Source organism: Cyanobium sp. T1B-Tous, assembly GCF_024345475.1.
Lineage (GTDB): Bacteria > Cyanobacteriota > Cyanobacteriia > PCC-6307 > Cyanobiaceae > Cyanobium_A.
Genome location: NZ_JAGQBE010000001.1, coordinates 1 through 16,157 on the forward strand (window position 1 = coordinate 1; position 16,157 = coordinate 16,157).

Below are 16,157 nucleotides of genomic sequence, written 5' to 3' on the forward strand. Positions count from 1 at the left end.
GCCGGGAAGCCGCGGAAGCCGGGCTCCGGTAGGGGCTGGGGCAGCTGCTCAGGCCGCACCGGGGTGCCCTGGGCCAGCACCGCCTCGGCCACGTCCGAGCCCCACCAGCGCCCGTCGGGATCGATGTAGAAGCAGCGCAGCGCGTAGTGCCCGGCGTTGTCGGCATGCCGCACGGCGGCGGCCACGGTGGCGGCCGAGCGGATCGAGACGGCGTGCTCGCCGGAGGCCCCCCCGAAGATCAGACCAACGGGAAGGGGGGATCGGGTCATGCCGGCCGGAAGGGGCCCCAGGGGGCCAAAGCTCAGGTCAGTTTGCCGCTGAGGGAGAAGGCGCGCACCCCTTCGATTTGCACCGTCACCAGCTCCCCGGCCTCAATGGGGCGGCCATCGGCGCGCTCACCGGGGAAAAAGGTGAGTCGGTTGGTGCGGGTGCGGCCCATCACCTGCTGGGGATCCTTGGGATTGGTGCCCTCCACCAGGATCTCTTCGATCCGGCCGGCGTAGCGGGCACTGCGTTGGCGGGCCTGCTGCTCCACCAGGGCGTTGATCTCCTGCAGGCGCTCCACCTTCACCGCCTCGCTCAGCTGGTCCGGCCAGTCGGCGGCGGGGGTGTTGGGCCGCGGCGAGTAGGCGGCGGTGTTCACCGCATCGAAGCCGATCTCCTCGATCAGGGCGAGGGTGCGGCGGAATTGGGCGTCGGTTTCGCCCGGGAAGGCCACGATCACATCGGCGCTGATCGCGGCATCGGGCATGCGCTCGCGGATGCGCTCGACGATGCGGCGGTAGCGCTCCACGGTGTAGCCCCGGGCCATCGCCTTGAGCACGGCGTCGTCGCCGCTCTGGAAGGGCACGTGGAAGTGCTCGCACACCTTGGGCAGGTCGGCGCAGGCGTCGATCAGCCGCTCGGTGAAGTAACGGGGATGGCTGGTGGCGAAGCGGATCCGTTCGATCCCTGCCACGTCGTGGACGTGATGGAGCAGGTCGGTGAGGGTGTGGGCACGGCGGCCTTCGGGGGTGATGCCGGGCAGGTCGCGGCCGTAGGCATCGATGTTCTGGCCCAGCAGGGTGATCTCCTTGAAGCCGCGCTCCGCGAGGCCTTCCATCTCCAGCTTGATGGCCTCGGGCAGGCGCGACTGCTCCTGGCCTCGAACGGAGGGCACCACGCAGTAGGTGCAGCGCTCGTTGCAGCCGTAGATCACGTTCACCCAGCCGCACACCTGGCTGTCGCGCCGGGCGGTGGTGATGTCTTCGAGGATGTGGTGCTCCTCGGTGGCCACCACCTGCTGGCCCTGCTCCACCTGGGCCAGCAGCACATCGAGCCGGTTGGCGTGCTGGGGGCCCATCACCAGATCCAGCTCCGGCACCCGCCGCAGCAGGGATTCCCCCTCCTGCTGGGCCACGCAGCCCGCCACCACCAGGGTGAGGTTGGGGTTGGTGCGCTTGCGCTGGGCCTGGCGCCCCAGGTAGCTGTACACCTTCTGCTCCGCGTTGTCGCGGATCGTGCAGGTGTTGTAGAGCACCAGATCGGCCGTGTGCTCGTCGTCGCCGGCCCGGTAGCCCATGGCTTCCAGGATTCCGGCCATGCGCTCGGAATCCGCCTTGTTCATTTGGCAGCCGAAGGTGGTGATCCAGTAGCTGCCGCGTGGGCTGAGGGTGGTGGCCTGCATGGGATCAGTTTCGGCCATCGGGTTCCGTGGCTGGGGTGCCGGTGGTCGTGGTGGGGGGCAGGAGGGCCCTGGGCTGGTGTCGGAAGTCTGTACAAGCTGTACGGATTGCAGGAGGCGTGCCTGACGCGTGTCAGCTTGAGGGCAGCGCCCTAGCCCTGATGCAGCTTCGCCTGCAACGCTTTCAGCTCACCAAGGCCGTGCCCCTGGCCATCAGCCGCGGCACGACGGCGGCGGTGGAGCACCTGCTGGTGAGCCTTGAGCACGACGGGCTCACGGGCATCGGCGAGACGGGCGGCTTTGACACCGGCCACCGCCACTACGCCACCGATGCCGTTGCGGCGGAACTGGAGGCAGTTGCCCCCCAGCTGCAGGCCCTGGCACCCCAGCCCCTTCAGGCCCTGGAGCCCCTGCTGGCGGCCCTCAGCCCGCCGGCCCGCTGTGGCCTCGATCTGGCCCTGCACGACTGGTGGGGCAAGCGGTTGAACCAGCCGCTGCACCGGCTCTGGGGGCTGGATCCGGGGGCCTGTGTCGCCACCAGCGTCACCCTCGGCTTAGGCCCCCCCGAGGCTGTCCTGGCGCGGCTCGAGCGCTGGTGGCTGCAGCTGCCCGCCACCCGGATCAAGCTCAAGCTGGGTAGCCCTGACGGGGTAGCCCACGACCTGGCCCTGCTGGCGGCCGTGGCCGCGGCCCTGGAGCAGCGGCGCCAGAGCACCGGTGGGCCCTGTGAGCTGCAGGTGGATGCCAATGGCGGCTGGGATCTGGGTACGGCCCGGGCCATGCTCGATCCCCTGGAGCGCGCTGGGGTGGTGCTGCTGGAGCAGCCCCTGCCGCCCCTGCGGGACCCGGAGCTCGACACGGCTGGCTTCGAGGCCCTGGAGCTCGACTGCCCGATGCCGTTGGTGGCCGACGAGAGCTGCTGGAACCTGGCCGATCTGGTGCGGCTAGCACCCTATGTGGATGGCATCAACATCAAACTGCTCAAAAGCGGTGGCCTTGCCGAGGCTTGGGTGATGGCCCAGGCGGCCCGGCGGCTGGGGCTGGGGGTGATGGTGGGCTGCTACTCCGATGCCGCCCTGCTCAACGGCGCCGCTGCCCAGCTGCTGCCCCTGGTGACCTGGCCCGATCTCGACAGCCACCTCAACCTGGTGGACGACCCCTTCGCCGGGCTGAACCTGGCGGCTGATCGGCTGGTGCCGCCCCCCGGCCCCGGCCTGGGCATTGATCTGCACACCTGCTTGGCAGGCGATCGAGCATGTTGAGCGCCTCCGCTCCGATCGTGCTGCTGCTGCACGGCGGCCTCGACGACCTCTCCGGCAAGACCGGCCTGGCGATGCTGCGCTACCGATCCGGGCCGATCGTGGCGGTGATCGATCCGGCCTTCGCTGGCGCCGACCTCAAGGCCACCACCGGCATCGACCGGGCCGTCCCTGTGGTGCCCGACATGGCGGCGGCCCTGGCCTACGGCCCCGAGGTGGCCGTGGTGGGGCTGGCCCCCTCCGGCGGCCGCTTGCCGGAGGGGATGCGGGCCGATGTGCGGGCCGCGTTGCAGGCGGGGCTGAGCCTGGCCAGTGGCTTGCACGGCCGGCTGGCTGACGACCCGGAGTTCGCCGCCATTCCGCTCCGGCCCGGCCAGTGGATCTGGGACCTGCGCCAGGAGCCGGATGGGCTGGAAGTGGCCACCGCCCGGGCGGCCGCCCTGCCCGGCCGGCGGCTGCTGGCGGTGGGCTCCGACATGGCCGTGGGCAAGATGAGCGCCTGCCTGGAATTGCAGGCCGAGGCCCAGCGTCGGGGCCTGGATGCCCGCTTTGTGGGCACGGGCCAGGCGGGGATCCTGATCGCCGGCACTGGTGTGGCTCTCGATGCGGTGCGGGTGGATTACGCCGCCGGCGCCGTGGAGGCGGCGGTGCTGGCGGCCGCGGCTGGGGCAGGGCCGCAGACGCTCGTGTTGGTGGAGGGTCAGGGATCGCTTGGCCATCCCGGGTCCACCGCCACCCTGCCCTTGCTGCGCGGCAGCCAACCCACCGATCTGCTGCTGGTGCACCGGGCCGGCCAGACCCACGTGCGCACCCGGCCGGGGGCGGCGCCGGTGCCGATCGCGCCCCTGCCGGAGCTGATTGGGGCGTTGGAGTCCCTGGCCGCCCTGGGCCGGCCCGATGGCCTGCGGCCCCGGGTGCGGGCCGTGGCGCTCAACACTGCCCGGCTCTCCACTGCCGCAGCCACCGCCGCCCTGCTGGCCACAGCTGCGGAGACCGGCCTGCCCTGTGCCGATCCGGTGCGGCAGGGGGCCGCTCCCCTGCTGGATGCCCTGGTGGCCGTTTGAAGGCAAAAAAAACCACCTCGCCGCGGGGACGAGGTGGTTGGGTCTACAAGGGCGAGCGAGGGGACTTGAACCCCCGAATGGCGGCGCCACAAGCCGCTGCCTTAACCACTTGGCTACGCCCGCCGTGATCAGCGCCAATGTACCAAGCCACCTCTTGTGGAGAAGCCCGATTCAGTGGGGCTTGAGCCAGAGGATCGGGATCGCCACCAGGCAGAGGATGCCGGCCGCGGTGGGCAGCTGGGGCAGTACCGCCGTCAGGGCACCCAGCTGGCCCAGCTGGGCCCCGAGCTGACTGCGCACCAAGGCGGCTGAGCTGGGGTCGAGCAGAAAGGCCGCGATGGCCGCGAGAAGGGCCGTGGCGACGAGTTTTTGTTCCATCTCCGCCATTCTGATGCCGCATTCAAGCGTGATTGGCGGCTGGCACCAGGATTTGGTGCCAACGTGGGCGTGCCTGATGACTCCCCTGGCTTGTCTGGTCACCCGGCGGTTTCCGCCCGCGCTCCCTGGGGTGCTGGGTTGGTGGTGGTGGCTCTGGCCGCGGCCGGGCTGGCCATCACCAATCCTGGCCCCGCCGACTTCCAGGCCTTTGCGGCCGAGCGTTTGGTGGATGAGATCAGTGAGGAACTCTGCAGGGATGGGGGCTTGCCGGTGCTGATGCGCATGGCGGTGACCAACTGCCAGGAGCTGGTGCAAGCCCAGCGGGCCGCCCTGGGCACCGTGGTGGCCCACCACACCCGTCGCAGCAACTTCGGTGTGCTGAGCCTTTACACCAGCGAGATCGGCGGCCAGAGCCTGTTGCGCTGGCGGGTGCCGCGCTTCCGCTCCACGGTGGTTGGGGTGGCGGGTCAGTTTGTGCTGGTGCGTGCCGCCAGCGACCGCCTCCAGGCCGAACAGTGACCCGCTTCCTGGACCTGCGCCTGCCCCGGGGGCTGCTGGATCCGCGCTTGGTGAGCGGTTTTAGCGCCGACGCCGATGGCCTCGTGCCGCTGCGCATCACCGTGGCCGGGGCCTCCATCGCCGCGATCGAGCCCTTGGCGCCGCGGGCTCCTGACGCGGTGCAGGCCCTGCCGCTCGCCCTCACCCCTTTGGTGGAGCCCCACGCCCACCTCGACAAGGCCTTCAGCGGCGACGCCTTCCCGAATCGGGAGGGCACCATGGCGGCAGCCCTGGCGGCCAACCAGCGGGAGTACGCCGAACGCACTGCTGAGCAGGTGGCGGAGCGGGCTGGGCGGGCCCTGGAGCGGGCCTGGCGCAACGGTGTGCGGGCGATCCGCAGCCATGTCGACAGCGTGGGGCCTGGGGCCCAGCCCAGCTGGGACGCCCTGCTGCAGGCGCGCCAGCGCTGGAGCGGTCGGGTGGAGTTGCAGCTGGTGGCCCTGGCGCCGATGGCCCATTGGCTCAGTCCGGAAGGGGAGGCCCTGGCCCGGCGGGTGGCCGCTGCCCAGGGATTGCTGGGCGGCGTGATCGGGCCTCCCTATGGCCAGGGCCGATCCCGCCGCGCCGCCGACCGCGAGGCCCTGCTGGCCCTGCTCGACCTGGCCGAGCGCCTCGGCTGTGGCGTGGATCTGCATGTGGACGAATCCGACGCCCATCCCGGAGTCGGCGTTGATCTGGTGGCCCGTGGGGCCCTGGAGCAGCGCCGGGCGGTGCCGATCACCTGCAGCCACGCCAGCAGCATGGCCCTGCTGCCTCCCCGGGCCTGCGACCAGCTGGCCGAGCGGCTGGCTGCAGCGGACATTGCCGTGGTGGCCCTGCCCACCACCAACTTCTGGCTGCTGGCGCGCGCCGCTGGCCGCACCCCTTGCCGCCGGCCCCTGGCGCCGATCCGCAGCCTGCAGCGGGCGGGGGTGCGGCTGGCCCTCGGCGGCGACAACGTGCAGGACCCCTGGTATCCGGGCGGCGATTTCGATGCGGTGGAGCTGTTGCGTTGGTCGGCACCGCTCTGCCAGCTGATGCCCTGGCAGCGCCTCGGCCTGGCTCCGTTCAGCACCGCGGCAGCGGCCGTGCTGGATCTGGCCTGGGATGGGGTGCTGCGCGTCGGCGGACCGGCCGACCTGGTGCTCCTGGGCGCCGGCACCTGGGGGGAGCTGCTGGCCCGGCCGCCCCAGCGGCGGGTGCTGCGCGCCGGCCAGTGGCTGCCGCCGCCCGAGGCCGAGCAGCCCTCGGCCCTGCTGCTTCCATGGGGTTGAGCCCCCTGCTCTACCCCGTGGCTGATCCCGCACCCGACCGCTGCCCCGAGGCCCGGATCGCCGCCCTGGCGGCGGAGTTGCGGCGGAGCGATCCGGCGCTGCCGCTGCTGGGGGCGGAGTCGCCCGCGGAGCTGGAGCGCCTCTCCCGCGACTACTACGACTACTCGCCCGTGCTGGTGCCCGTGCTCGAGCACTGCCGGGCCCAGTTGGTGGCGGCGGCCTCCAGCGTGGAGCAGGTGCGACTGGTGGCCGGAGCCTGCGCCCGCCACGGTGTGCCCCTGACGGTGCGGGGCGCCGGCACGGGCAACTACGGCCAGTGTGTGCCGCTGCACGGGGGCCTGGTGCTGGATCTGTCCGGTCTCAACCGGCTGCGGCACCTGGACGACGCCACCGGGGTGATCGAGGTGGAGGCGGGCGCCCTGATGGGGGCGATCGACCATCAGCTGGCACCCCGGGGCCGGGCCCTGCGGCTGGTGCCCAGCACGGCCCGCAGCGCCACCATCGGCGGTTTCATCGCCGGCGGCTCTGGGGGCATCGGCTCGCTGCGCTGGGGGTTCCTGAGGGATGCCGGCAACCTCTTGGGCCTGGAGGTGGTGACCGTGGAGCCCGAGCCGCGTTTGCTGCGCCTCGACGCGGCGGCCAGTGCCCCGCTCAACCACGCCTACGGCACCAACGGCATCCTGACGGCCCTGCGCCTGCCCACCACGGAGGCCGGGGCCTGGCAGGAGCTGGTGGTGGGCTTCGACAGCTGGGCCCAGGCCCTGGCGGCGGCCCAGGCCCTTCCCGCCACGGCCCTGCTGCTGAACGCCCTCAGCCTGATGGAGGCGCCGGTGGCCCAGCAGCTGCCCTGGCCGGCGAGCTGCCCGAAGCCCGGGGCGGGGGAGCATCGCCTGCTGCTGCTCGCCGCTGCCGACACCCTGGAGGTGTTGCCGGACTGGCTGGCGGCCCGCGGTGGTGTGTTGTGCTGGCAAGCCCCCCAGGGGCAGAGCCGGGGCCTGCCCCTGCGCGAACTCAGCTGGAACCACACCACCCTGCACTGGCGCGCCCAGCACCGGGGCTGGACCTACCTGCAACTGCTGTTGCCCCAGCCCGAGACGGCCTGTCTGGAGCAGCTGCGGGCCGGCTGGGGCGACGACCTGCTCTGGCACCTGGAGGCCGTCCGGCAGCAGGGGGCAGCCCGGTTGGCGGCCCTGCCGCTGGTGCGCTGGCGGGGCGAGGAGGCCCTCCAGCGCCTGATGGCCGACTGCCGGGCAGCGGGAGCGGTGCTGTTCAACCCCCATGTGCTCACCGTTGAAGACGGCGGCCTGGGGGTGGTGGATGCCGACCAGGTGGCGGCCAAGGCCGCCTACGACCCGGCCGGCCTGCTCAATCCGGGCAAACTGCGCGGCTGGCTCAGCAGCCCAGGCTGAGGCGGGTGTCGACGCCGGTGATCGGGTTGGTGCCCTCGGCGTCGCGGCAGAGGGAGCGCTGGTCCACCCGGTCGATCAGGGCGTCGCTGAAGTCGGCATCGGTGACCGTGGCGCCGCGGAAGCTGCTGCCCGAGGCGATGGCGCCGCTGAGAATCGCTCCGCTGAGATCGGCTCCGGACAGGTCGACTTTGTCCATCAGGGTGCCGCTGAGGTCGGCGCCGGCGAAGTTGGCCTCCGGGAAGGCGGCCTGGGTGAGGATCGCGCCGTGCAGATCGGCGCCACTGAAGTTGGCGTGGCGGCCCGTGGCCCCGGCGAAGGAGGTGTTGGCCAGGTTTTGGCCGCTGAAATCCTGCTCGTTTTGGTTGGTGAGCGTGTAGTCCACCCCGGAGAACTCGGCGGCCGCCGGCAGCGGCGCCAGTCCCAGCAGCCCGATCAGCACCAGGAGGGCCAGGCCCAGGCTGCGCCGGCGCAGGGCGGTAGCCAGTCGGCCGAGGAGGGGGGACATGGGGAGCAGGGCCGCGGCCCCTCACTCTGGCTCAGCCCACCCGTGGATTGCCCAGGAGGTGGCCGATCAGGTAGAGGGAGCCCGCCACCACAATCGGCGCCGGAGAGCTGGCCTGCTCGAGGCCCCTCTCCAGGTGCGGGGCGGGATGGAGCTGGGCGGCCAGGGCGGGGCAGGCGGCGGCCAGGGCCTCCGGACTCCAGCAGGGGTGGCCGGGCACCGGCACGATCCAGGCTTGGTCGGCGGGGCCCAGCAGGGCCTGGAGGATCTCCGGCCCCTGCTTGTTGGCCAGGATTCCCAGGACCCAGTGGCGCGGTCCGGGGGGCAGGCCATGGCGCTCCGGGTGGCCATCGAGTTCGGCCCGCAGGGCGATGGCGGCGGGGAGGTTGTGGGCCCCATCGACCAGCAGGGGCTGGTTGCGCCAGGTGAGCCGTTGCAGCCGGCCGGGCCAGCGGGCCGCCCAGAAGCCCTGGCGGATGGTGGCCGCGCTGATCGGCCAGCCCCGTTCCGCCAGGGCCTGCAGCATCCCCAGGGCCACGGCGCCGTTGGTCGCCTGCACGGCCCCGGGCAGCCCCAGGGGCCACTGCTGCCGATCCAGGGGCGCCACCCAGCGCAGCTCGGCCCCCACCGCCTCGGCCTGGGCCTCCAGCACCGCCGCCACGTCCGGGGTCTGGGGGGCGCTGATGGCCACGGCCCCGCGCTGGAGCACCCCCGCTTTTTCGGCGGCAATGCGGGCTGGATCCGGCCCGAGAAACTCGGCGTGGTCGAGCCCCACCGAGGCAAAGCCGATCACGGGCCGCTGGGGATGGCAGGTGGTGGCGTCGAGCCGGCCCCCCAGTCCCACCTCCAGCACCACCAGCTCGCAGTTCGCCTCTGCGAAGGCGAGGAAGGCCGCGGCGGTGACCAGCTCAAAGGGCGTGAGCTGGTGGTGGCGGGCGATCGGCGTGGCCGTTTCCAGGTGGCGGCGCAGGGCCGGGGCGGCAATTGGGGCATCGCCCAGCCGGATGCGCTCGGTCCAGCTCACCAGGTGCGGTGAGGTGTAGAGCCCGGCGCGGATGCCGCTGGCCAGCAGCGCCTGGTGCACCAGGGTGCAGATCGAGCCCTTGCCGTTGGTGCCGGCCACCTGCACGGCGGCGAAGCGGCGCTCGGGATGGCCCAGCTCGGCCAGGGCGGCCTGCAGGCGATCGAGGCCCAGGTCGACGCCGCGACGGCTGAAGGGCTCGATCAGGTCGGCGAAGTCGTCGGGCTCAGACGCCAATCCTGGTTCAGGCGCCAAGGCTGAGCAGGGCACGCTCGAGCCGGTCTACGGCGAGGCGTAGATGGCGCGGTTGGATCACCAGCGGCGGCACGAAGCGCACCACCTGGGGGCCAGCAGGCACCAGCAGAAGTCCCTGCTCCATGGCGGCCTTCACGATCTCCGGAGCGCTCGGAGCCTCGGCCCGCAGAACCAGCCCCTGGAGCAGTCCCCAGCCCCGCACCCCCTCCAGCAGGGTTGGGTGGCGGCTCACCAATTCGGCCAGCAGCTCCTGCAGCAGCCCCCCCATCCGTTGCACATGGCTGAGCAGGTCTCGGCGCTCCAGCTCAGCCAGCACCGTGAGACCGGCCCGGCAGGCAAAGGGGTTGCCGCCGAAGGTGCTGGCGTGCTCCCCGGGGCGGAAGTGATCCACCGCGCTCTTCACCGCCAGGGCGCCGATCGGGATGCCGCCGCCCAGGCCCTTGGCCAGGGTGATCGCATCGGGCTCCACCCCCAGCTGTTCGTAGCCCCAGAGCTGGCCGCTGCGGCCGACGCCGATCTGCACCTCATCGAAGATCAGCAGGATGTTGTGGGCGTCGCAGAGCTCCCGCACCCGTTGGAAGAAGGCGCGGTTGCCGGGGTGCACCCCGCCCTCGCCCTGGATCGGCTCCAGCAGCACGGCGGCCACCCGCGGACCCTGCACCTCGCAGGTGGCCAGCAGGGCTTCGAAGGCGGCCGTGTCGTTGTAGGGGAAATAGCGGAAGCCCTGCACCATCGGCTCGAAGCCCTGGTGGTACTTCGGCTGGCCCGTGGCGGTGACGGCGGCCAGGGTGCGGCCGTGGAAACTGGCCTGGGCCGTGAGGATCAGTGGTGCCAGGCCTTCCCCGGACGCTCCCGTGGTGGGGATGCCGCGCACCGTGTGGCCGTGCTTGCGCGCCAGCTTGATGGCGGCCTCGTTGGCTTCGGCGCCGGAGTTGCAGAAGAAGACCCGATCCAGGCAGCTCCGGGCTGTGATGGCGGCGGCCAGCTCCTCCTGTTCGGGGATGCGGTAGAGGTTTGAGACGTGCTGGAGCTTGCCCAGCTGGCGGCCCAGGGACCGCTGCATCCGCCGGTCGCTGTGGCCCAGGGTGCAGACGGCGATGCCGGCTACGCAGTCGAGGTAGCGCTTGCCCGTGCTGTCCCAAACCCACACCCCCCGGCCCCGGGTGAGGCTGATCGGGAAGCGGGCGTAGGTGTCCATCACCGCTGAGGCGGACAGGCCTGAGCTGGTGATGGGCGAGATGGGAGCGGTGGGACTCGAACCCACATGCCCGAAGGCGCTCGATTTTGAGTCGAGTCCGTCTACCAATTCCGGCACGCTCCCGCAGTCGAGAGCTTAGGCGGCGATGCTGGCGCTGCTGCCCGGGGCGTTGACCCGCTCGATGCAGGCGCCGGCGGCGTTGAGCTTGCCCTCGAGATTCGCGTAGCCGCGATCCAGGAATTCCAGGCCCCTCACGGTGGTGATGCCTTCGGCCGCCAGGCCGGCCAGCACCATGGCGGCGGAGGCCCGCAGGTCGGTGCCCTGCACCGGAGCGCCACTCAGGCGGGACACCCCTTCGACGAAGGCGGTGTTGCCCTGCATGCGGATGGCCGCGCCCATGCGCTGCAGCTCTGCCACGTGCTGCAGGCGGTTCTCGAAGATGTTTTCGGTGATCACGCTGGTTCCCTTGGCCGTGGCCAGCAGGCTCATGAACGGAGCCTGGAGGTCGGTGGGGAAGCCGGGGAAGGGTTGGGTGCGCAGGTCAACGGCGTTGAGGTGGTCGGCCTTGAGGGTGAGGCCGATGCCGTCGTGCTCCAAGGTGCAGCCGGCTTCTTCCAGTTTGGTGAGCACGGCGCCGAGGTGCTCGGGGATCACCGGTGCCACGCGCAGGTGGGAGCGGGTGATGGCAGCGGCCAGCAGGAAGGTGCCGGCTTCGATGCGATCGGGGATCACGGCGTAGTCGGCGCCATGGAGGCGGTCCACCCCCACGATCGTGATGGTGGGGGTGCCGGCACCGCGCACCTTGGCTCCCATGGCGATCAGCAGACCGGCCAGATCCACCACCTCCGGTTCCAGGGCGGCGTTGTCGATCACCGTCTCGCCATCGGCAAGGGCGGCCGCCATCATCAGGGTCTCGGTTGCCCCGACGCTGGGGCAGTCCATGTGGATGCGGCCGCCGGTAAGGCGATGGCCACGGCCGGGCACCACCGCGGTGACGACCCCATGCTCAATGGTCACCTGGGCGCCCAGGGCTTTGAGCCCCTTGACGTGTTCCACCACGGGCCGGGTGCCGATCTGACAGCCGCCGGGCAGGGGCACCTTGGCCATGCCCATCCGGGCCAGCAGCGGGCCGATGCAGAAGAAGCTGGCCCTCAGGCTGTTCACCAGCTCATAGGGGGCGGTGGAGTTGTTGATGGCGTCGCCGTTGAGCTCCAGGGCATCGCCGTGGCGCACCACCCGACCCCCGAGGCTGCCGAGCATCTCGCCCATGGCGGCGATGTCCGTCAAGGGCGGCACGTTGCGCAACCGGATCGTGTCGCGGGTGAGCAGGCAGGCGGCCATCAGCACCAGGGCCGAATTCTTGGCGCCGCTCACCTCCAGCTCCCCGGACAGGCGCCGCCCGCCGCGGATCTCCAGCTGGGGATTGGCCGTGGTCTGAAAGGGGGTGGAGGTTTGGGTGGGGGAGGGGACAGCGATCAGGCCCATGGAACGACTGCCCAGCTCTAGAGACCGCATCTTGACAACAAACAGTGAGACCGTCTAGACGGCCGCCGTCCAAACTGTCTCATCTGGTCCTCGTCTGGGTTGGCTCGAGTGGGGTGGCTGGTCGCGCGATGGCGTATGTTTTGCCAGTCGCTCCGGCGGCAGCCACGCGGATGTGGCGGAATTGGTAGACGCGCTAGTTTCAGGTACTAGTGGCAGCAATGTCGTGGGAGTTCAAGTCTCCCCATCCGCACTTTTATCCATGATCGTCCTCAAGATCACCAACGCCTCTGAGGTGATGGCCTCGAAGCTGGGCAAGTTTCTTGAGAGCCTTACCCCCGAAGGTCTCGATCAGTCGACGATCGAGGACATCGTGCTGAAAAAGCTGGTCCAGAATCTGCAGGCCGAAGGCCTCAAGGGGGAAGTGGCCTCCGTTCGCGGCCTGGATCTCGACGGCAAGGACCTGAACATTCACGACGGTCTGCACGTGCGGCGTCACCAGGCCTTCTGAGGTGGTTCCCGGCGAGGAGCTCCTGAACGGCCTGGAGCCGATCACCAGCCGCCGCAACCCGCTGGTGAAACGGCTGCGTCAGCTCCATGACGCCCGCGGACGACGGGAGGAGGGCCTGATCCTGCTGGAGGGCACCCACCTGCTGCAGGAGGTGCTGCGGCTCCAGCTCCATCCCCGGGATCTGCTGGTCACTCCGGCCTGGCTGGAGGCCCACCCCGCCCTGGTCGGGGCCCTGCCGCAGGGATGGGAGCGCCGGTTGGTGAGCGAGGAGGTGCTGGAGGCCGTGGCCACGACCCGCCAGCCCGATGGGGTGGTGCTCACCCTGCCGCCGCCGACTCCGGCGCAGGATGCTCCAGCACCCTTCGTGCTGGCCCTCGATGGCCTGCAGGATCCCGGCAATCTCGGCACTCTCATGCGCACGGCCCTGGCGGCTGGAGTGGGAGCCCTGTGGTTGGGCGATGGGGCCGATCCCTTCCAGCCCAAGGTGCTGCGGGCTTCCGCCGGGGCGGCCCTGGCCCTGCCGCTGCGGCGGGGGAGTCGGCTGGAGCTGGAGCAGTGGCTGGCGGCGGCGGCGGCCGCGGGCTGGCAGGTGGTGGTGACCCTGCTGCCCGGGGCAGGGCCGCTGCCGCCCCAGCCTTACTGGCAGCTCGACTGGACCCGACCCACCGTCTTGCTGCTGGGCAATGAGGGGGCCGGCATCTCCCCCGCACTCGCTGCCCTGGCCAGCCAGCGGGTCACCATTCCCCACAGCCCTGCTGTGGAATCCCTGAATGTGGCGGTGGCCGCGGCTCCGCTGCTGCTGGAGCGCCTGCGCCAGCGGGCCGGAACCTGACGGGGGAGAATGCCCGGCAACAACCGCAGTGCTGCCCGGTGAGCGACGCCCCCCTCCACGGATCAGGTTTCGACTACGACGTGATCGTGATCGGTGCCGGTTACGGCGGTTTCGACGCGGCCAAACACGCCGCTGACCATGGCCTGCGTACGGCGATCATCGAGAGCCGGGACATGGGTGGCACCTGCGTGAACCGCGGCTGCGTGCCCTCCAAAGCCCTGCTGGCCGCCAGTGGCCGCGTGCGGGAGTTGGCGGATGCCGAGCACCTCGCCGGCTTCGGTATCCATGCGGCTCCGGTGCGCTTTGAGCGTCAGAAGATCGCCGACCACGCCAACCAGCTGGTGGCCACGATCCGCACCAATCTCACCAAGACCCTGGAGCGTGCCGGCGTCACCATCATCCGTGGCACGGGCCGCTTGGAGGGCAGCCAGCGCGTGGGGGTGCGGGAGATCAACGGGGTGGATCGGGTGCTCAAGGCCCGTGAGGTGATCCTGGCCACGGGCTCGGAGCCCTTCGTGCCCCGCGGCATCGAGACCGACGGCCGCACCGTGTTCACCAGCGATGAGGCGGTGAACCTGGAGTGGCTGCCCCGCTGGCTGGCCATCATCGGCAGCGGCTACATCGGCCTGGAGTTTGCCGATGTGTACACGGCCCTCGGCTGTGAGGTGACGATGATCGAAGCCCTGGATCGGGTGATGCCCACCTTCGATCCCGACATCGCCAAGATCGCCGCCCGCAACCTGATTGACGGCCGCGACATCGACGCCCGGGCCGGTGTGCTGGCCCAGTCGGTGCAGCCTGGCGCCCCGGTGCGGATCGAGCTGGTGGACATGCAGACCCGGGAGCCGGTGGAGACCCTCGAGGTGGATGCGGTGCTGGTGGCCACGGGGCGGGTGCCCAGCAGCGCCGAGCTCAACCTGGCCTCGGTGGCCGTGGAGACCGAGCGGGGCTTCATTCCGGTGGATGACCGGATGCGGGTGCTGGTGGGCGGCGAGCCCGTACCCCACCTCTGGGCCGTCGGGGATGTCACCGGCAAGATGATGCTGGCCCACACGGCCGCTGCCCAGGGCACCGTGGCCGTGGACAACATCCTGGGCCACAGCCGCAGCATCGACTACCGCTCCATCCCGGCGGCCACCTTCACCCATCCGGAGATCAGCTCGGTGGGCCTGAGCGAGGCCGATGCCAAGGCGCTGGCAGCCCAGGAGGGTTTCGAGCTGGGCGCGGTGCGCAGCTACTTCAAGGCCAATTCCAAGGCTCTGGCCGAGCTCGACAGCGATGGCCTGATGAAGTTGCTGTTCAACAAGGCCACCGGCGAGGTGCTCGGGGCCCACATCTACGGCCTCCATGCCGCCGACCTGATCCAGGAGATCGCCAACGCCGTGGCCCGTCGCCAGAGCGTGGTGCAACTGGCCACCGAGGTGCACACCCACCCCACCCTCAGCGAGGTGGTGGAAGTGGCCTACAAGCAGGCCGCTGCGGCCATGCTTCCCGCCGCCGTGGGGGCCTGAGATGGAGATCCGTCGCCGGCCCCCCAACCCCAAGGTGAAGGTGGCCTTCCTGGAATACGCCATCCCCCACGAGGACGAGGCCCCACGCCACATCCTCGAAGAAATCGTGTGGGCCAAGGACCGTGAAGTGGCTGTGGCCCGCGAACGAGTGCCCCTCGAGAAGCTCAAGCAGCAGGTGGCCGAGTTGCCGGCGCCCCGCGATTTTCTGGCGGCCCTACGGGCCAGCTGCCGCAAACCGGCGGTGATCGCCGAGGTGAAGAAGGCCAGCCCCAGCAAGGGGGTGATCCGCGAGGATTTCGACCCGGAAGCCATCGCCAAGGGCTACGCCGCCGGAGGCGCCAGTTGCCTCTCGGTGCTCACCGATAAGCCGTTTTTCCAGGGGGGCTTTGAGGTGCTGGTGCAGGTGCGCCAGGTGGTGGAGCTGCCCCTGCTCTGCAAGGACTTCATTCTCAGCCCTTACCAGCTGTACCAGGCCCGCGCCGCCGGAGCCGATGCGGCCCTGTTGATCGCCGCGATCCTCACGGATGTGGACATGGCCTACCTGCTCAAGGTGGCCAAGGCCCTGGGATTGGCGGTGCTGGTGGAGGTGCACGACGGGGAGGAGCTGGAGCGGGTGCTGGCCCTCGACGGGGTGGAGCTGATCGGCATCAACAACCGGGATCTGGCCACCTTCCACACGGACCTGGCCACCACCGAGCAGCTCACCGCCCGTTACGGCGACCAGATCCGCGCCAAGGGTTGCCTGCTGGTGAGCGAGTCGGGCCTGTTCAGCCGCGACGACCTCGATCGCGTGCAGAGCGCCGGCGCCGATGCGGTGCTGGTGGGCGAATCCCTGATGCGTCAGGCCGACGTCACGGCGGCGCTGGAAACCCTGATCGGGGGCTAGATGTCCGATTCTCTGCCCCCGGTTCCAGGGTTACCCCCCAAGCCCCAACCCAGTCAGCAGGAGATTGAGGCGATTCTGGCCAGAACGGAGCGGGAGCACCGAGCCCGCTTTCCGGTGGAACAACGATCTCCTTTGGAGATCATTTCTAGCTGGCTTTCGCGTGGCATTGTCGCCCGGGTTCTATTTGGAATATCTGGGCTGATTTTGATCAATAATGGCCTTGCTGGAATGAAGACTAGGGCTGTATCCAACGACAGTTTGATTGCTGTCAGTATCAACAATCAAGGCGGTCAGTCGGTTGGGCTCGGCTTGGCGATGTTGGCTTTCGCCACCATGCCTTTCCCCGCCCGCAAACGCGATTGAGGGAGCGGCGGA

Annotated in this window: 16 protein-coding genes, 3 tRNA genes and 1 pseudogene; 11 read left to right on the forward strand and 9 right to left on the reverse strand. The window is 70.5% G+C overall.

Features of this window, described 5'->3' with window-relative positions; genetic code table 11:
- Both KBY71_RS00005 and miaB read right to left on the reverse strand, forming a co-directional pair.
- Positions 1 to 269, reverse strand: a pseudogene (locus KBY71_RS00005) (D-alanine--D-alanine ligase); the annotation flags it as partial.
- A 32-nt stretch (positions 270 to 301) separates the two neighbouring features.
- Positions 302 to 1,684: a tRNA (N6-isopentenyl adenosine(37)-C2)-methylthiotransferase MiaB gene (gene miaB, locus KBY71_RS00010; protein ID WP_396095043.1), complete on the reverse strand. Its 1,383-nt coding sequence runs from the start codon at positions 1,682 to 1,684 to the stop codon at positions 302 to 304.
- 140 nt (positions 1,685 to 1,824) lie between these two features.
- Here miaB and KBY71_RS00015 point away from each other — a divergent pair, with 140 nt between their 5' ends.
- Both KBY71_RS00015 and KBY71_RS00020 read left to right on the forward strand, forming a co-directional pair.
- Complete coding sequence (locus tag KBY71_RS00015; RefSeq protein ID WP_254927047.1) at positions 1,825 to 2,925, forward strand: enolase C-terminal domain-like protein; 1,101 nt, start codon at positions 1,825 to 1,827, stop codon at positions 2,923 to 2,925.
- A complete protein-coding gene (locus tag KBY71_RS00020) occupies positions 2,919 to 3,986 on the forward strand; it encodes a DUF1611 domain-containing protein (protein WP_254926959.1) in 1,068 nt (355 codons plus the stop codon). The genes KBY71_RS00015 and KBY71_RS00020 overlap by 7 nt, the downstream gene beginning before the upstream one ends.
- Positions 3,987 to 4,036: 50 nt before the next feature.
- On the opposite strand, the gene KBY71_RS00025 is transcribed toward KBY71_RS00020, so the two are convergent.
- Together KBY71_RS00025 and KBY71_RS00030 are read right to left on the reverse strand one after the other, a co-directional pair.
- A tRNA-His gene (locus KBY71_RS00025) sits at positions 4,037 to 4,109 on the reverse strand.
- 48 nt (positions 4,110 to 4,157) lie between these two features.
- Positions 4,158 to 4,364, reverse strand: a complete 207-nt coding sequence (locus KBY71_RS00030; protein WP_254926960.1) for a hypothetical protein — start codon at positions 4,362 to 4,364, stop codon at positions 4,158 to 4,160.
- A gap of 90 nt (positions 4,365 to 4,454) precedes the next feature.
- On the opposite strand from KBY71_RS00030, the gene KBY71_RS00035 reads away from it, so the two are divergent.
- From KBY71_RS00035 to KBY71_RS00045, 3 genes are read left to right on the forward strand one after another with little or no spacing between them, the layout of a single operon-like run.
- The gene (locus KBY71_RS00035) at positions 4,455 to 4,883 is read left to right on the forward strand and encodes a DUF4359 domain-containing protein (RefSeq protein ID WP_254926961.1); all 429 of its coding nucleotides are present in this window, start codon (positions 4,455 to 4,457) and stop codon (positions 4,881 to 4,883) included.
- Positions 4,880 to 6,175 (forward strand): amidohydrolase family protein, encoded by a 1,296-nt coding sequence (locus KBY71_RS00040; RefSeq protein ID WP_254926962.1) that lies wholly within the window; start codon positions 4,880 to 4,882, stop codon positions 6,173 to 6,175. The genes KBY71_RS00035 and KBY71_RS00040 overlap by 4 nt, the downstream gene beginning before the upstream one ends.
- The gene (locus KBY71_RS00045; RefSeq protein WP_254926963.1) at positions 6,166 to 7,584 is read left to right on the forward strand and encodes an FAD-binding oxidoreductase; all 1,419 of its coding nucleotides are present in this window, start codon (positions 6,166 to 6,168) and stop codon (positions 7,582 to 7,584) included. The genes KBY71_RS00040 and KBY71_RS00045 overlap by 10 nt, the downstream gene beginning before the upstream one ends.
- On the opposite strand, the gene KBY71_RS00050 is transcribed toward KBY71_RS00045, so the two are convergent.
- The 5 genes from KBY71_RS00050 to murA all read right to left on the reverse strand — a co-directional run bounded on the left by KBY71_RS00050 (position 7,568) and on the right by murA (position 12,045).
- On the reverse strand, positions 7,568 to 8,089 hold the full coding sequence (locus tag KBY71_RS00050) for a pentapeptide repeat-containing protein (RefSeq protein WP_254926964.1): 522 nt from the start codon (positions 8,087 to 8,089) through the stop codon (positions 7,568 to 7,570). The genes KBY71_RS00045 and KBY71_RS00050 overlap by 17 nt on opposite strands.
- Positions 8,090 to 8,120: 31 nt before the next feature.
- Entirely contained in the window at positions 8,121 to 9,344 is a 1,224-nt protein-coding gene (locus KBY71_RS00055; protein WP_254926965.1) for a folylpolyglutamate synthase/dihydrofolate synthase family protein, read from the reverse strand.
- Positions 9,345 to 9,351: 7 nt separating this feature from the next.
- A complete protein-coding gene (locus tag KBY71_RS00060) occupies positions 9,352 to 10,626 on the reverse strand; it encodes an aspartate aminotransferase family protein (protein ID WP_254926966.1) in 1,275 nt (424 codons plus the stop codon).
- Positions 10,602 to 10,683, reverse strand: a tRNA-Leu gene (locus KBY71_RS00065). Before KBY71_RS00065 ends, KBY71_RS00060 begins: the two co-directional genes overlap by 25 nt.
- Positions 10,684 to 10,695: 12 nt before the next feature.
- Positions 10,696 to 12,045 (reverse strand): UDP-N-acetylglucosamine 1-carboxyvinyltransferase, encoded by a 1,350-nt coding sequence (murA, locus tag KBY71_RS00070; RefSeq protein ID WP_254926967.1) that lies wholly within the window; start codon positions 12,043 to 12,045, stop codon positions 10,696 to 10,698.
- Between the two features lie 166 nt (positions 12,046 to 12,211).
- On the opposite strand from murA, the gene KBY71_RS00075 reads away from it, so the two are divergent.
- The 6 genes from KBY71_RS00075 (at position 12,212) to KBY71_RS00100 (ending at position 16,145) form a co-directional block, all read left to right on the forward strand.
- Positions 12,212 to 12,295, forward strand: a tRNA-Leu gene (locus KBY71_RS00075).
- Between the two features lie 9 nt (positions 12,296 to 12,304).
- On the forward strand, positions 12,305 to 12,553 hold the full coding sequence (locus KBY71_RS00080; protein ID WP_254926968.1) for a hypothetical protein: 249 nt from the start codon (positions 12,305 to 12,307) through the stop codon (positions 12,551 to 12,553).
- A gap of 1 nt (position 12,554) precedes the next feature.
- Positions 12,555 to 13,385, forward strand: a complete 831-nt coding sequence (locus KBY71_RS00085; RefSeq protein ID WP_254926969.1) for an RNA methyltransferase — start codon at positions 12,555 to 12,557, stop codon at positions 13,383 to 13,385.
- A 38-nt stretch (positions 13,386 to 13,423) separates the two neighbouring features.
- Positions 13,424 to 14,896 carry a dihydrolipoyl dehydrogenase gene (gene lpdA, locus KBY71_RS00090; RefSeq protein ID WP_254926970.1) on the forward strand — a complete coding sequence of 491 codons (1,473 nt, stop codon included), beginning with the start codon at positions 13,424 to 13,426 and terminating at the stop codon, positions 14,894 to 14,896.
- Between the two features lies 1 nt (position 14,897).
- Positions 14,898 to 15,782: an indole-3-glycerol phosphate synthase TrpC gene (trpC, locus tag KBY71_RS00095; protein WP_254926971.1), complete on the forward strand. Its 885-nt coding sequence runs from the start codon at positions 14,898 to 14,900 to the stop codon at positions 15,780 to 15,782.
- The gene (locus KBY71_RS00100) at positions 15,783 to 16,145 is read left to right on the forward strand and encodes a hypothetical protein (RefSeq protein ID WP_254926972.1); all 363 of its coding nucleotides are present in this window, start codon (positions 15,783 to 15,785) and stop codon (positions 16,143 to 16,145) included.
- Positions 16,146 to 16,157 lie beyond the last annotated feature (12 nt).